We start from the raw sequence: 14,239 nt of genomic DNA, 5'->3' as shown, positions 1-14,239 counted from the left end.
CGTACGACACTGAGCCCCGTGCGAATACTTGTCGTCGACGACGACCGTGCGGTGCGCGAGTCGCTGCGCAGGTCGCTTGCCTTCAACGGCTACTCGGTGGAACTGGCCCATGACGGCGTGGAGGCGCTCGAGCGAATTGCCAGCGACCGGCCCGATGCGGTCGTTCTGGATGTGATGATGCCGCGGCTGGACGGCCTGGAGGTGTGCCGTCAGCTCCGCAGCACCGGCGACGACCTGCCCATCCTGGTGCTGACGGCGCGCGATTCCGTCTCCGAGCGCGTGGCAGGTCTGGACGCCGGAGCCGACGACTACCTGCCCAAGCCGTTCGCCCTGGAAGAACTGCTGGCCCGGATGCGGGCGCTGCTGCGCCGCACCAAGCCCGAGGACGTCGCGGAATCGGTGGCGATGCGGTTCTCCGATCTGACCCTGGACCCGGTGACCCGCGAGGTCACCCGCGGCCAGCGCCGAATCAGCCTCACCCGAACCGAATTCGCGTTGCTGGAGATGCTGATCGCCAATCCGCGCCGGGTGCTGACCCGCAGCCGCATCCTGGAAGAGGTCTGGGGATTCGATTTCCCCACCTCAGGCAATGCTCTGGAGGTGTACGTCGGGTACCTACGGCGTAAGACCGAGGCCGACGGCGAGCCGCGGCTGATCCACACCGTGCGCGGTGTGGGTTACGTGCTACGCGAAACACCGCCCTGATGCTCGGTTTCCGCCGCAAACGGCGCGCGCCGCTGCGAGCGACGAGCTCCCTGTCGCTGCGGTGGCGGGTGATGCTGCTGGCGATGTCCATGGTGGCGATGGTGGTCGTGCTGATCTCCTTCGCCGTCTACGCGGTGATCTCGGCCGCGCTGTACACCGACCTCGACAACCAGCTGCAGAGCCGTGCCCAGCTGCTCATCGCCAGCGGTTCGCTGGCGGCCGATCCGGGCAAGGCCATCGAGGGCACCGCCTATTCGGACGTCAACGCGATGCTGGTGAACCCGGGCCGGTCCATCTACACCGCCAACCAGCCGGGACAGACCCTGCCCGTCGGAACCCCGGAGAAGGCGGTCATCCGCGGAGACCTGTTCATGTCCCGGCGCACCGCCGCCGGTCAGCGGGTGCTTGCCATCCATCTGCCCAACGGCAGCTCGTTGCTCATCTCCAAGAGCCTCGAGCCCACCGAACACGTGATGAGCAGACTGCGTTTCGTGCTCGTGATGGTCGGCGGCGTCGGCGTGGCGGTGGCCGCGGTGGCCGGCGGAATGGTCACCCGGGCCGGCCTGCGTCCGGTCGGCCGGCTCACCGAGGCGGCCGAACGGGTGGCCCGCACCGACGACCTGCGTCCGATCCCGGTCTTCGGCAGCGACGAGCTGGCCCGGCTCACCGAGGCGTTCAACCTGATGCTGCGTGCGCTGGCCGAATCGCGGGAACGCCAGGCGCGGCTGGTCACCGACGCCGGACACGAATTGCGTACACCGCTCACGTCCTTGCGGACCAACGTCGAACTGCTGATGGCCTCGATGGCCCCCGGCGCCCCGCGGCTGCCCGAACAGGAGATGGTCGACCTGCGCGCCGACGTCCTGGGTCAGATCGAGGAATTGTCGACGCTGGTCGGCGATCTGGTGGACCTGACCCGCGGTGATGCCGGCCAAGCCGTGCACGAGCCGGTCGACATGACCGACGTCATCGACCGCAGTCTGGAACGAGTTCGTCGTCGTCGCAACGACATTCACTTCGACGTCGAGGTCGTTCCGTGGCAGGTCTACGGTGATCCGGCCGGGCTGTCGCGGGCTGCGTTGAACCTGATGGACAACGCCGCCAAGTGGAGTCCGCCGGGTGGTCGGGTGGGAGTGCGGCTGCGTCAACTCGACCCGTCCCACGCCGAACTGGTGGTCTCCGACCACGGTCCCGGCATCCCGCCGCAGGAGCGGCGCCTGGTGTTCGAGCGGTTCTACCGGTCCGCCTCCGCGCGCGCGATGCCGGGCTCGGGTCTGGGACTGGCGATCGTCAAGCAGGTGGTGCTCAACCATGGTGGATCGCTGCGTGTCGAGGACACCGAACCGGGCGCCCAGCCGCCCGGGACTTCGATCTACGTGCTGCTACCCGGCCGCCCGATGCCCAGTGCGGTGTATCCGCCGACCGACAGTGACACAAATCACGGCGACCCGGAGAGCTCACGGGGTTCGGCGAATGTCATCTCAGTGGATTCTTAGTCCGCGCGCGCAGGGTGGTTGTGCAGTTAGTGTTGAAAACCAAGCCATGCAAGCAACGCATGCTCGAGTAGGCCTTGAAGCCCCAAGTAGTAGAGGAAGAGCGTCTTAGCGACATGACGAATCACCCGAGGTATTCGCCACCGCCGCAGCAGCCGGGTTACAGCGCCACGCCTAATCAGCCTGTGCCTCCCGCCTATGCCCAGGGGCAGCAAAGCTACAACCAGCAGTTCGACTGGCGCTATCAGCCGTCGCCGCAGCAGCCGTTTCGTTCCTTCGATCCGCTCAGCGGCACCGGCGCGGGCCCGATACCCCACAACACGGGTTCCGGGCCGCTGCCCGGCGCGACGGGTTCGCGCCCGATACCGACCGTCACGGGGCCCGGACCGCTCCCCGGTCCGACCATGTCGGGTCCGATCCCGGGGATGCTGCCGCCGATGGCACCGCCGCCGCGGCGGCGTCGGTCCGGAGGCCTGATCTTCGGTGCGCTGGCCATCGCGGTGGTATCGGCCGGCATCGGCGGCGCGGCCGCGACCGTCGTCGAATTGGGCCACCAATCCGGGTCCGGCAGAGGCACTTCGGCGTCGCCGGGGGCGGCGCCGAGTGTTCCGGCCGCCAACATGCCCGCAGGCTCGGTCGAGCAGGTCGCAGCCAAGGTGGTGCCCAGCGTCGTCATGCTCGAGACCGACCTGGGCCGCGCGTCCGAGGAAGGCTCCGGGGTCATCCTGTCGGCTGACGGGCTGATCCTGACCAACAACCACGTCGTCGCGGCAGCGGCCAAACCGCCCGCCAACAGTCCGCCGCCGAAGACCACCGTGACCTTCTCCGACGGCCGTACCGCGTCGTTCAGCGTGGTCGGTGCCGATCCGACCAGTGACATCGCCGTCATCCGGGTGCAGGGCGTCTCCGGCTTGACCCCGATCTCGATGGGCTCTTCGTCGGGACTGCGGGTCGGCCAACCGGTGTTGGCGATCGGGTCGCCGCTGGGACTGGCCGGCACGGTCACCACCGGCATCGTCAGCGCGCTCAACCGGCCGGTGTCCACCACGGGCGAGGCCGGCAACCAGAACACCGTGCTGGATGCGATTCAGACCGACGCCGCGATCAACCCGGGCAACTCCGGCGGGGCCCTGGTCAACATGAGCAGCCAGCTGGTCGGCATCAACTCGGCCATCGCCACGCTGGGCGCCGATTCCGGCGACGCGCAGAGCGGCTCGATCGGGCTCGGCTTCGCGATCCCGGTCGACCAGGCCAAACGGATCGCCGACGAGTTGATCAGCACCGGCAAGGCGTCGCACGCCTCGCTGGGCGTTCAGGTCACCACCGACAAGGACGCCCCGGGTGCCAAGGTGATGGAGGTGGTGGCCAACGGCGCCGCGGCCAACGCCGGTGTGCCCAAGGGTGTCATCGTCACCAAGGTCGACGACCGGCCGATCAACAGCGCCGACGCGTTGGTTGCCGCGGTGCGTTCCAAAGCGCCCGGCGACAAAGTGTCGCTGACCTATCAAGATCCCGCGGGTGGCAGCCGCACGGTGCAAGTCACGCTCGGAAAGGCGGACCAGTGATGAAGGTCGAGGGGCAGCTGTCAGACCTCGGATATACGGTGGCACCCATGGAACAGGGCGCGGAGTTGGTTGTCGGGCGGGCGCTGGTCGTCGTCGTCGACGACCGCACCGCGCACGGCGACGAGGACCACAGCGGCCCGCTGGTCACCGAATTGCTGACCGAGGCCGGGTTCGTCGTCGACGGTGTGGTGGCGGTCGAGGCCGACGAGGTCGAGATCCGCAACGCGTTGAACACCGCCGTCATCGGCGGGGTGGACCTGGTGGTGTCTGTCGGCGGGACGGGAGTCACGCCGCGCGACGTCGCACCCGAGGCCACCCGCGAGATCCTGGACCGGGAAATCCTGGGCATCGCCGAGGCCATCCGCGCCTCGGGTCTGTCGGCCGGCATCACCGATGCCGGGCTGTCACGCGGGCTGGCCGGGGTCTCCGGCAGCACGTTGGTGGTCAACCTGGCCGGGTCGCGATACGCGGTGCGCGACGGGATGGCAACGCTGAATCCGCTCGCGGCCTACATCATCGGCCAGCTGTCCAGCCTGGAGATCTGAGTCCGGCTCAAGCGTCGGCGCGGGGCCCGTGCTCGGGCCGTGGTGACAACTCGAAAGCTCCCTGAGCCCCGCCGTGCCGACCCGAGCTGCTGCCGCCGGTCTGGCTCGCGAGCAGGTCGCGGATCTCCTGGAGCAGGACGACCTGCGCGTCGTCGGCCTGCTCGACCTCGCCCTGCTTGCGCAGCTTGCTGTAGGGCAGCACCACCAGGAAATACACGACCGCCGCGACCAGGAAGAAGTTGATCGCCGACGACAGCACGACGTTGAAGTCGATGTACTTGGCGGATTCTCCCTCGCCGGCGATGTGGATCTTCAGCAGCCCGACCTGTGACGTCTGACCGACGCCGATCGAGCTGACCAGCGGTTTGATGATGCTGTCGGTGAAGGCAGTGACCAGCGCCGTGAACGCAGTACCGATGACCACCGCGACCGACAGGTCGACGATATTGCCCCGCGACAGAAACTCCTTGAACCCTTTGAGCATCAGTACGTCCTTTCTGCAATGGGCCCACATTGATCCGGAATTCCAACCCCGAATGAAAACCTAGCTCAGTCGGCACCGTTTGCCATGATGCCGTGCTGGTCGCCACGCCCACGGATCGCGCAGTCGATCAGCGTCGAGAAGGCCTGCCGGCTCGCGGAATCGGGCAGGCCGACCAATTCCTCGCGCGCCTGATCGGCTGTCGCCGCTGCCTCGGCCGCGGCCAGGGCGTGCGAGAGGTGGGACGCCGTGCCGACCAACCTGCCCAACCGGGACAGACGCTGGACCACGTCGGCTGAGGCGCCGGCGCACAGCGCACCCAACTGACCGCACGCGGCGATGAGGGAACCGGTCCGCTCCCGCGCGACCCGCAGGTGGTGCTCGGCCGGGTCGGCGCCCGGCGAGACACCTCGCGTCTGGCGCATCTGCCCGGAGACCAACTCGGCGAAGGTCTCGGCGATCACCGCGAAGGCCTGCGGGCCCAGCCGGGAACCCAACCGCGACGCCACCGCGTACCGGTAGTCGCCTGCCAGGATTGCCAGGTTGGTGTTCCACCGGGCCGCCGCATCGTCGGCGACGGCAACGTCGTCGGCAACCGCGGAGTGACACAGCGTCGCCAGGTGGATCAACTCGAGAGCCGCGCCCACGACCGTGACCTGCCAGGAATCGGGTTCGGGACCTAGTTGCGCGGCAAGCACGGTGAAGAGCGGCCGCAGTTCGGTGTCCCCGGCGTCGAACGGATGCTGCATCGCTTCGCGGATCATCTCGTCACCGTCGCCGAGTTCGCTGCTGATCAGATCCTCGATCCGGGCGACACCGTCGCGGACGCCGGCGGCGAACCGCGTGTCGCCCAGCTGCAGACAGTCGAGCACGCTTTCTGAGGTAAGGCTCACCTGTCCAACATAGGGGCTACCGCGGCGCGGTGCCGAATTGCGTTGCCGCGGCGGGGATTCAGTGCAGGACGACGGTGACGGCCCGGCCCAGTGCCGCCGCGGCCACCCCGGCTGCGATCCGGCCCGGCAGCGCCACCAGCAGCACCCGATCGGATCCTGGGGATTTCTGCGGTGCCGAGATCAACACCACGACGGCATCAGTTGCCAGCATCCGCGAAGCGACGGGTGTGTCGGTGTCCGGCGCGGCGAGAACGTCGACGACGTCGCCGACCCGCAGCAGGTCGACCAGGGCGGTGTCCGACAGATGCAGCGGCACGATCCGGGCGCCCGGACCGGCAGTGGAATCGGCCAACCGGCTCCCCAGCAGCCGGACGTCGGTGAGGACTTCCCCGCGCCGGGCGGGACCGGCCAGCGTCACACCGAGCACGACCTCGAGGCTGGTCTGCGAGCCGTCCGGAATCGACGTCGGCGAGCGCTGTTCCAGCCGCACGTCGCCGGCGGTCAGCGCGGTGCCGGGTTTCAGATCGTGGACGGCGACCACCACGTCGACCCGGGTGCCGTCGGGGTCGGGGCGCACCGCAGCAACGCCGGCCAGCACGACGAGCCCGCCCGCGGCGATGCGCCGGGCCAGCACGGTTCGAGTCCAGTCCGGGCGGACGAATGCCGAGATCCGGCTGAGCAGTGTGGGATTGAGTGACGGTTCCCGCACGCCGTCACACGTTAAGCGGCGTTTCGCTATGACGCCGCCGGCTCAGAGGCCGACTGTGGATAACCGCGGAAGCGTCAGCTCGACGCGGCCGTTGCCGAGGCCGTGGAGGTGCTGGCTTTCTCGGTCGAACCCGACGATTTGCTGTCGCTGGAGGACTTGGTTTCTGAGGTCGAGGTCGAATCGCTCGTCGAGGAGCCGTTGGTCGCGCTCTTCTCTTTCTTGCCGGCCTCGCGGCTGTCGGTGCGGTAGAACCCGCTGCCCTTGAACACCACCCCGACCGAATTGAACAGTTTGCGCAGCCGGCCTGAGCACTTGTCGCAGGTGGTCAGCGCGTCCTCGGTGAAGGCCTGCACCTTGTCGAAGCGGTTGTCGCATTCGGTGCACGCGTAGCTGTACGTGGGCACAAAAACCTCCGGATGATAATAAGCCTGAGTTAGCACTCTACCGTCTCAAGTGCTAGAACCGCCACGTGATACCGATCATTCCCCGATCGGCAGAGCGACCATCCCCGATGCGGGTGTGAGCACGTGACTCATCGGGACATCGTGTCGTTCGGACGGCAACTCGTCGACCAGTTCCGCATCCCGCACCACCGCGACCAGCATCGCCTGCGGGTCGCGCACCGCCAGCGACCGGTCGTAGAAACCGCGGCCCCGGCCCAGCCGGGTACCGCGCCGGTCCACCGCCAGCGCCGGCAGCAGCACCACCGCGGCTTCTCCCAGGGCCGTCTCCGGTAGCCACGGCTCGGGCGGTTCGAGCAACCCCCAGCGTCCGGTCACCAGTCGGCCGGGGAAGTACTCACCCCAGCGCAGCGGCAGCGGCGTGTCGTCGGCGGCCGTTCGCGCTACCGGCAACAGCACGCGGCCCGCCCGGCGCAGCAACACGTCGAGCATGTCGACCGATCCGGGTTCCGATCCCACCGGCACATAGGCGCATACGGTGACACCGCTGCTCAGAGTGCGTTCCAGATGATCGCTGAGCATCCTGGCCTCGGCGGCGCGCACGTCGTCGGCAACGTGCCGCCGGGCCCGGGACAGTCGGTCCCGCAACGCAGCCTTGCTCGCGGTGGTCATCGCTCTAACGATGACAGACCGCCCGCGGCTGCGGCGTTCTCGCCGACCATGCGCCCGTGCCGGGCTATGGTTGTGAACGATGTCACGCCCTCAAGTCCCGGTCCCGTTCACGGCGATCGTCCCCGCTGCCGGCTTGGGAACTCGATTTCTGCCCGCGACCAAGACCGTTCCCAAGGAGCTGTTGCCCGTCGTCGACACCCCCGGCATCGAGCTGGTCGCCGCCGAGGCGGCCGACGCCGGCGCCGAACGTCTGGTGATCATCACCTCGGAAGGCAAGGACGGCGTCGTCGCCCACTTCGTCGAGGATCTGGTGCTGGAGGGGACCCTCGAGGCCCGCGGTAAGAAGGCCATGCTGGCCAAGGTTCGTCGTGCCCCGGCGCTGATCAAGGTCGAGTCCGTGGTGCAGGCCGAGCCGCTCGGGTTGGGGCATGCCATCAGTTGCGTGGAACCGACCCTGACCGCCGACGAAGACGCCGTCATGGTGCTGCTGCCCGACGACCTGGTACTGCCGACCGGGGTCTTGGAGACGATGTCGCAGGTGCGTGCGCAGTACGGCGGCACGGTGCTGTGCGCCATCGAGGTGTCGCCGGAAGAGATCAGCGCCTACGGCGTTTTCGACGTCGACCCGATACCCGAGGCCACCGACGTGTTGCGGGTCAAGGGCATGGTGGAAAAGCCCAAGACCGAACACGCGCCCTCGCTGTTCGCCGCCGCGGGCCGGTATGTGCTCGACCGCGCGATTTTCGACGCCCTGCGCCGCATCGACCGTGGGGCCGGCGGCGAAGTGCAGCTCACCGATGCCATTGCGCTTCTGATCGCCGAAGGCCACCCGGTACACGTGGTCGTGCACCGCGGATCCCGACACGACTTGGGAAATCCCGGCGGCTACCTCAAGGCTGCGGTTGACTTTGCTTTGGATCGTGACGACTACGGCCCGGAACTGCGGCGGTGGTTGGTGGCGCGATTGGGCCTGACCGAACAGTAGCCGGCAAGCCGGCGCGCGGGTTCAGGTCCGCACGGCAGGAAGGCGCGCACTGTGCGTTCTGTGGAAGAGCAACAGGCCCGGATATCGGCAGCCGCGGTGGCTCCGAGGCCGATCAGAGTTGCCATTGCCGAGGCGCAAGGACTGTTGTGCGCCGAAGAGGTCGTGACCGAGCGTCCGTTGCCCGGTTTCGACCAAGCCGCCATCGACGGGTACGCGGTGCGCAGCGTCGACGTGCTCGGTGTCGGTGATTCCGGACCGGTCGAGGCCGTCGGCGAGGACGGCAGCATCGAGGGTCGGGAAGTGGTGACCCTGCCGGTCATGGGCACCATCGAAGCCGGAGCGCGTACCCCCAGCCGGCTGCAACCACGCCAGGCTGCCCGGGTGCAGACCGGGGCGCCGCTGCCGACCCTGGCCGACGCGGTGTTGCCGCTGCGCTGGACCGACGGCGGGATGAACCGGGTACGGATTCTGCGTGGCGCGCCGTCGGGCGCCTATGTCCGTCGCACCGGCGACGACGTGCAGCCCGGCGACGTGGCGGTGCGGTCCGGGACGATCATCGGCGCTGCCCAGGTCGGCTTGCTGGCGGCCGTCGGTCGCGAACGGGTGCTGGTGCACCCGCGCCCGCGACTGTCGGTGATGGCCGTGGGCGGTGAACTCGTGGACATCTCGCGCAACCCGGGAAACGGGCAGGTCTACGACGTCAACTCCTACGCGCTGGCCGCCGCGGGCCGCGACGCCGGCGCCGAGGTGAATCGGGTCGGCATCGTCAGCAACAACCCCAAGGAACTCGGCGAGATCGTCGAAGGCCAGCTCAGTCGCGCCGAAGTGCTGGTGATCGCCGGCGGAGTGGGCGGCGCGGCGGCCGAGGCGGTGCGCTCGGTGCTGTCCGAGCTCGGTGACATGGAGGTCGTGCGGGTGGCCATGCATCCGGGCTCGGTCCAGGGGTTCGGGCAGCTCGGCCGCGACGGGGTGCCGACGTTTCTGCTGCCGGCCAATCCGGTCAGCGCGTTGGTGGTGTTCGAGGTGATGGTCCGCCCGCTGATCCGGCTGTCGCTGGGCAAGCGGCATCCGATGCGCCGGGTCGTACAGGCGCGCACGTTGTCGCCGATCACCTCGGTGGCCGGGCGCAAAGGTTATCTGCGCGGCCAACTAATGCGGGATCAGGAGAGCGGGGAGTATCTCGTCCAGGCCTTGGGCGGGGCGCCCGGCGCGTCGTCACACCTGTTGGCCACGCTTGCCGAGGCGAACTGTCTGGTGGTGGTTCCCAGCGGCGCCGAGCAGATCCGCACCGGGGAAATCGTCGACGTCGCCTTCCTGGCTCAGCACGGCTGAGCGTCGATCGGTCCCCGTGAACCTGCTGCGGTCCAGCTCCCGGCATCCTGGTTGGCCGATGAGTGTCGGTCCGCTGCGGGTGGCCGCTGGGGTGATCCGGTTACGAGCAGTGCGGATGCGCGACGGCGCGCAATGGAGCCGGATCCGGCTGGCCGACCGCGCGCAGCTCGAGCCGTGGGAACCCAGCGCCGACGGCGACTGGTCTATCCGGCACAACGTTGCGGCGTGGCCGACGGTGTGCTCGGGGCTGCGTGCCGAAGCGCGCAAGGGACGGATGCTGCCCTACGTCATCGAACTCGACGGGCAATTCTGCGGGCAGTTGACCATCGGCAACGTCACGCACGGGGCGTTGCGCTCGGCGTGGATCGGTTATTGGGTGTCCAGCGAATGCACCGGCGGCGGGGTGGCGACCGGGGCGGTGGCGCTGGGCGTCGACCACTGTTTCGGGCCGGTGATGTTGCATCGGGTAGAGGCGACCGTCCGTCCGGAAAACGGGGCGAGCCGCGCCGTGTTGGCCAAGGCCGGGTTCCGGGAAGAGGGGCTGCTGCGCCGTTATCTCGAGGTCGACCGCGCGTGGCGGGACCACATGTTGGTGGCGTTGACCGTCGAAGAGGTGTACGGATCGGTCGCATCGACGCTGGTCCGGGCCGGTCGCGCCAGCTGGGTCTAACGCCGAGCAGACGCAAAAGCACCTATTTCGTGCCGAAATCAGGGGCCTTTGCGTCTGTTCGCGAGCAATAGGTGCGCGCGATGGTGAGGCAACCGAAATAATTCTGTGGCTAACGTGACATATGTGGCGTGTGATGCTTGAAAGAGGCAAATTACAGGTGTGTAATTGCCCTGGTCACGACAGACCCGGCCGCGCAGGTCAACGAGTTGCCTCGCGGGGATCGGAACCGAAGAGAGCAGGTCAAGATGCCAAGCATCCCGCAGTCGTTGTTGTGGATCTCGCTTGTGGTGCTCTGGTTGTTCGTGCTGGTGCCGATGCTGATCAGCAAACGAGATGCGGTCCGCCGCACCAGCGACGTGGCCCTGGCGACCAGGGTGCTCAACGGCGGTGCCGGCGCGCGACTGCTCAGGCGTTCCGGGCCGGCCGCCGGTCACCGCAGCGACCCGGACTGGAAGCCCGAGGAAGAGTGGGAGACCGAGCCGATCGATGGCCCGTTCGCCGACGCCGACAAGGACCACGACCTGCCGGTACTCGAGGACGAAGACACCGACGTGGTGATGCGCCGTCGGTCCGTCGTCACGGCAATGGCCAGGGCGGACAAGGAGACCGGGGTTTCCGAGCCCGACTACCTGGACGTCGACGTGGTCGACGAGGATGCCGCCGCTCTGCCGGTGGGCGCCAGCGCAGCGGCGGCCGAGGGACCGGCGTTGCTCGCGGTCGACGGCACCGCGGACGATGAGGTCGAATCCGAGGACCACACCGAGGACACCGACGACGAACTCGCCGACGACGAGTACGAATATGTCGAGGACTCTTCGGGTTTGGAGCCCGAGGACGACGACATGGATGACGCACCGCCCGCCTACGCCGTGGGTGCGTCGCGCCGGCGTCGGTACGAGAACAAGACGGCCGCGGCCGTCAGCGCCCGCAAGTACGCCTTCCGCAAGAAGATGCTGGTGGCGATGGCGCTCGTGCTGATCGGCTCGGCCATCACCGCGTTCGAGGTGACCCCGGTGGCCTGGTGGCTGTGCGGTGCCGCCACCACGATCACGCTGAGTTACCTGTTCTATCTGCGCCGCCAGACCCGCATCGAGGAGCAGGTGCGCCGCCGCCGGATGCGCCGGATGGCGCGCGCACGCATGGGCGTGGAGAACACCGAAGACCGCGACTACGACCTGGTGCCGTCGCGGTTGCGGCGCCCGGGTGCGGTGGTCCTGGAGATCGACGACGAGGACCCCATCTTCGAACACCTGGAGTACGCCGTGTCCGCGCGCAACTACGGCTGGCCGCGGGATCTTCCGCGTGCCGTCGGCCAGTAGCCCGCGGTTCGGCTTGATGCTCTGGCGGCTGGTAGCCTGCTAGCGATCAGGGGCTATGGCGCAGTTGGTAGCGCGACTCGTTCGCATCGAGTAGGTCGGGAGTTCGAATCTCCCTAGCTCCACAGAGTTTGAGCAGCGGTTTCGTTTTTCGCGTCAGTTTGGGATTTGCGCCGGGGCCGCAGCGGGGCCGCAGGACTTCGCCGTCGCCTGTTGAATCGCAGCATCGAGGTTGACCGCACGGCGTCGAGGCCAAAGACCGGCGGTGAGCACAGCGGGCCAGCGCTGCGGGACGGGTTGCGGGCGGTTAGTCGATTCAGCGCCGAGCCGGCCGATCAGGTCATAAGGCTTCGCTGTAGTGCTGGGCGGCATGTCGCCGAACCGTTAGCCGTCCGGATTCAGGGATTCAGGTCGTCGCGCAGCTGCCCGAGCGGAATGGTTTCGCCCGCGCGCAGCAATACGCTCAGGTGGTCCTCGAGTCGCTCGATCGACACGTTGATCACGCGAGCCGGCACGCCGCGAGCCAACGCGTCCGCGACCGCAACGCGCAGCTGGCCGGCTGCCGCACTGATGGCCTGGACGTCGTACGCCCGAACCGTCGGGTCGTCAGGGTCCAATTGATCGAGCCAGCGTTCGGCCGCGTCGGTCTCGTCTGCGTCACTCACGCTGGCCAGTATCGCGGTCGCCTGCCGACCTGATCAAAGGCGCCAATAGAACGCCGACACATTCACAGTTGAGTGGCGGACGCGCCACGTGGGTTGTCAGTGCGCGTCGCTAAAGTTGCGCCATGCCTGGCCCGCGGCGTCGACCCAAGCCAAGGCGCCGCGTCGTTCGTCCGATTAATTTTGGGTACCCCGCCACCCCGACGCAGCCATACAGCCCGAGGGACTACCCAGAAAGTGAACTTCACCGCGACACCGTGGTGAGCGTGCTGGGACAACCTATCGACGGATGGTTATTCGAGTTGGTATACCGATTCGCGATCTGGAAGGGCTACAACATCGATTGGGCAATCGTGATCAACGCCCGTCGAGTCGAGGAGGGTCCAGAGGCGCAACGGCACCGGGTGCTACGCATCGACATATGCCACTCCGAGGTTCATCGTCATATCTTCAAGCAGAGCAGCGACCCTGCCGATGACCTGGGGATACGCGAGACGATCGTGTCGCTCTCTAGCGGCGACGGAGTTACAGTTAGTCAAGAGTGGGACCGCCAGTTGGCCCTGATAAGCCGTACTTGGCAACAGCGTGCGAGGGAGTGGATCGATGGTTGACCCGCACACCATCGCGACGTTTGCGTTCGCGCAAATGCGGCGTGACCCAGCCTTCGGGTCTAGATTTTCGTGGGTGCGCAACACGATTGTGTGCGTTGCATCCGACCTCATGAATGACGTGCTTAATGGCCAGATGGCGCACTATTTCGCTGAGACGGGCGGGACGATCGCGTGCTATTTTCCCGGCGACCAACGGTTCATGTTCGTCCAAGTCGGTCAGCCGGTATCACCCCCAGAGGGCGAAACGTCGCTACCGACTCCCGGTGTCAGACAGATGAGGGATAGTTACGAGAACCCGATGACAGTCGGGGAAGTCGTGAATGCGATCTATGAGCGCCAAAAGGGCGATTTCAGCCACTTGCCGGTCTGGAGCAAAGGCGCCGGATTTAAAGAACCGAGGGAGGGGCCTCTGTTCGGTGAAGCGTCAACGGTCGAGATTGAGAAGCAGCTCGCTCTCACCTAGTTGGTTGATAGGCAGCCCTCGCGGCAGCGCGTATTCGTCGTCGTCGACCGCGGTGTAGCGCTAGCGCTCGGTTGTGGCTGTCGAACTGTGGCCGAGCAGCACTTGGACGGAGCGTAGGTTGCGGCTGCCGCGGTAGGCGCGGTAGCGAAGCGATGGCACAGCTTGTGCATCGACCAGTCCCCTGAAAGTGCCGCGGAGACCAGGTCGCCGACGTGCTGCGGGGTCAGGTGCCCGCTCGGCGGGCCAGGCAGGAACAGCCAGCCGGACGCCGGCAGATACCGGGTGTGCCCGACAGCGCCTGCCCGCCTGCAGCGTTGCGGAAAGCGAGTTGCTGATCGGCACCACCCTGGTCTTGCCGCCCTTGCCGCGCACGACCAGCTGTGGCCCACCGACCCCTTCGACGACGTCGTCGGTCCGCACTTGAGCGACTCAGGCGCGTCGCAGCCCCGCCTCAGCCGCCAGCCGCATCATCGCCGTGAGAATAGGTCCCTGCGAGCACACAGGAAATGCGCAGGACGAAGGGCCTGATCGGCCCTCTGCGTTTAATGGATAATGAGACCGTCGTTCAGGACAGACGCGACGCCACTGGCCGTGTTCTGATACGGGGGCGCTCATGCCTGTGTTGCTTGATACCACCGACTGTTAACGACGGTTGAAAACCCGGCCAGTCGCGACGGTTGAAAAGTAGGCCACCCAATCAGATTGGATGGGTGATCTCTTTGGAAGACTGGGCTTC

16 protein-coding genes and 1 tRNA gene are annotated in these 14,239 nt (G+C 67.3%); 11 read left to right on the top strand and 6 right to left on the bottom strand.

The window, feature by feature from the left end:
* Window positions 1-18 precede the first annotated feature (18 nt).
* The 4 genes from mprA to AC5Y47_RS23045 all read left to right on the top strand — a co-directional run bounded on the left by mprA (window position 19) and on the right by AC5Y47_RS23045 (window position 4,308).
* Entirely contained in the window at window positions 19-705 is a 687-nt protein-coding gene (mprA, locus tag AC5Y47_RS23060) for a two-component system response regulator MprA (protein ID WP_499946574.1), read from the top strand.
* Window positions 705-2,201, top strand: a complete 1,497-nt coding sequence (locus AC5Y47_RS23055) for a HAMP domain-containing sensor histidine kinase (protein ID WP_499946573.1) — start codon at window positions 705-707, stop codon at window positions 2,199-2,201. Before mprA ends, AC5Y47_RS23055 begins: the two co-directional genes overlap by 1 nt.
* Before the next feature lie 113 nt (window positions 2,202-2,314).
* On the top strand, window positions 2,315-3,763 hold the full coding sequence (locus tag AC5Y47_RS23050; protein ID WP_499946572.1) for a S1C family serine protease: 1,449 nt from the start codon (window positions 2,315-2,317) through the stop codon (window positions 3,761-3,763).
* The gene (locus AC5Y47_RS23045; RefSeq protein WP_499946594.1) at window positions 3,763-4,308 is read left to right on the top strand and encodes a MogA/MoaB family molybdenum cofactor biosynthesis protein; all 546 of its coding nucleotides are present in this window, start codon (window positions 3,763-3,765) and stop codon (window positions 4,306-4,308) included. Before AC5Y47_RS23050 ends, AC5Y47_RS23045 begins: the two co-directional genes overlap by 1 nt.
* A gap of 7 nt (window positions 4,309-4,315) precedes the next feature.
* On the opposite strand, the gene mscL is transcribed toward AC5Y47_RS23045, so the two are convergent.
* The 5 genes from mscL to AC5Y47_RS23020 all read right to left on the bottom strand — a co-directional run bounded on the left by mscL (window position 4,316) and on the right by AC5Y47_RS23020 (window position 7,464).
* Complete coding sequence (mscL, locus tag AC5Y47_RS23040) at window positions 4,316-4,792, bottom strand: large-conductance mechanosensitive channel protein MscL (protein ID WP_499946571.1); 477 nt, start codon at window positions 4,790-4,792, stop codon at window positions 4,316-4,318.
* Window positions 4,793-4,857: 65 nt separating this feature from the next.
* On the bottom strand, window positions 4,858-5,661 hold the full coding sequence (locus AC5Y47_RS23035) for a polyprenyl synthetase family protein (protein WP_499946593.1): 804 nt from the start codon (window positions 5,659-5,661) through the stop codon (window positions 4,858-4,860).
* Window positions 5,662-5,740: 79 nt separating this feature from the next.
* Window positions 5,741-6,391, bottom strand: coding sequence for an SAF domain-containing protein (locus tag AC5Y47_RS23030; protein ID WP_499946570.1), 651 nt, complete (start codon window positions 6,389-6,391; stop codon window positions 5,741-5,743).
* A 74-nt stretch (window positions 6,392-6,465) separates the two neighbouring features.
* Window positions 6,466-6,795: an FmdB family zinc ribbon protein gene (locus tag AC5Y47_RS23025; RefSeq protein ID WP_499946592.1), complete on the bottom strand. Its 330-nt coding sequence runs from the start codon at window positions 6,793-6,795 to the stop codon at window positions 6,466-6,468.
* A gap of 75 nt (window positions 6,796-6,870) precedes the next feature.
* Window positions 6,871-7,464 carry a 5-formyltetrahydrofolate cyclo-ligase gene (locus AC5Y47_RS23020; RefSeq protein WP_499946569.1) on the bottom strand — a complete coding sequence of 198 codons (594 nt, stop codon included), beginning with the start codon at window positions 7,462-7,464 and terminating at the stop codon, window positions 6,871-6,873.
* 79 nt (window positions 7,465-7,543) lie between these two features.
* Here AC5Y47_RS23020 and AC5Y47_RS23015 point away from each other — a divergent pair, with 79 nt between their 5' ends.
* From AC5Y47_RS23015 to AC5Y47_RS22995, 5 genes are all read left to right on the top strand, one after another.
* Window positions 7,544-8,449, top strand: coding sequence for a UTP--glucose-1-phosphate uridylyltransferase (locus AC5Y47_RS23015; protein ID WP_499946568.1), 906 nt, complete (start codon window positions 7,544-7,546; stop codon window positions 8,447-8,449).
* A gap of 51 nt (window positions 8,450-8,500) precedes the next feature.
* On the top strand, window positions 8,501-9,781 hold the full coding sequence (gene glp / locus AC5Y47_RS23010; protein ID WP_499946567.1) for a molybdotransferase-like divisome protein Glp: 1,281 nt from the start codon (window positions 8,501-8,503) through the stop codon (window positions 9,779-9,781).
* Window positions 9,782-9,797: 16 nt separating this feature from the next.
* Complete coding sequence (locus AC5Y47_RS23005) at window positions 9,798-10,451, top strand: GNAT family N-acetyltransferase (RefSeq protein ID WP_499946566.1); 654 nt, start codon at window positions 9,798-9,800, stop codon at window positions 10,449-10,451.
* 245 nt (window positions 10,452-10,696) lie between these two features.
* Window positions 10,697-11,770 (top strand): divisome protein SepX/GlpR, encoded by a 1,074-nt coding sequence (sepX, locus tag AC5Y47_RS23000; RefSeq protein WP_499946565.1) that lies wholly within the window; start codon window positions 10,697-10,699, stop codon window positions 11,768-11,770.
* Window positions 11,771-11,819: 49 nt separating this feature from the next.
* Window positions 11,820-11,892 (top strand) — tRNA-Ala (locus AC5Y47_RS22995).
* Window positions 11,893-12,165: 273 nt separating this feature from the next.
* On the opposite strand, the gene AC5Y47_RS22990 is transcribed toward AC5Y47_RS22995, so the two are convergent.
* A complete protein-coding gene (locus AC5Y47_RS22990) occupies window positions 12,166-12,432 on the bottom strand; it encodes a hypothetical protein (RefSeq protein WP_499946564.1) in 267 nt (88 codons plus the stop codon).
* A gap of 263 nt (window positions 12,433-12,695) precedes the next feature.
* Between AC5Y47_RS22990 and AC5Y47_RS22985 the strand changes: the two genes are divergently transcribed.
* Both AC5Y47_RS22985 and AC5Y47_RS22980 read left to right on the top strand, forming a co-directional pair.
* Window positions 12,696-13,040, top strand: a complete 345-nt coding sequence (locus tag AC5Y47_RS22985; protein ID WP_499946563.1) for a hypothetical protein — start codon at window positions 12,696-12,698, stop codon at window positions 13,038-13,040.
* Entirely contained in the window at window positions 13,033-13,503 is a 471-nt protein-coding gene (locus AC5Y47_RS22980; protein WP_499946562.1) for a hypothetical protein, read from the top strand. The genes AC5Y47_RS22985 and AC5Y47_RS22980 overlap by 8 nt, the downstream gene beginning before the upstream one ends.
* Window positions 13,504-14,239: the final 736 nt, after the last annotated feature.

The sequence above is a fragment of the Mycobacterium sp. NGS22 genome (assembly GCF_059813095.1).
This window is presented reverse-complemented; position numbering and strand designations above follow the sequence as displayed.

What these genes read in the sequence shown, in the direction of transcription:
- AC5Y47_RS22980 (WP_499946562.1), top strand. Translation starts at nt 13,033, where the DNA reads ATGGTTGACCCGCACACCATCGCGACGTTTGCGTTCGCGCAAATGCGG.
- AC5Y47_RS23050 (WP_499946572.1), top strand. Translation starts at nt 2,315, where the DNA reads ATGACGAATCACCCGAGGTATTCGCCACCGCCGCAGCAGCCGGGTTAC.
- AC5Y47_RS23045 (WP_499946594.1), top strand. Translation starts at nt 3,763, where the DNA reads ATGAAGGTCGAGGGGCAGCTGTCAGACCTCGGATATACGGTGGCACCC.
- sepX (WP_499946565.1), top strand. Translation starts at nt 10,697, where the DNA reads ATGCCAAGCATCCCGCAGTCGTTGTTGTGGATCTCGCTTGTGGTGCTC.
- AC5Y47_RS23020 (WP_499946569.1), bottom strand. Translation starts at nt 7,464, where the DNA reads ATGACCACCGCGAGCAAGGCTGCGTTGCGGGACCGACTGTCCCGGGCC.
- AC5Y47_RS23055 (WP_499946573.1), top strand. Translation starts at nt 705, where the DNA reads ATGCTCGGTTTCCGCCGCAAACGGCGCGCGCCGCTGCGAGCGACGAGC.
- mscL (WP_499946571.1), bottom strand. Translation starts at nt 4,792, where the DNA reads ATGCTCAAAGGGTTCAAGGAGTTTCTGTCGCGGGGCAATATCGTCGAC.
- AC5Y47_RS23015 (WP_499946568.1), top strand. Translation starts at nt 7,544, where the DNA reads ATGTCACGCCCTCAAGTCCCGGTCCCGTTCACGGCGATCGTCCCCGCT.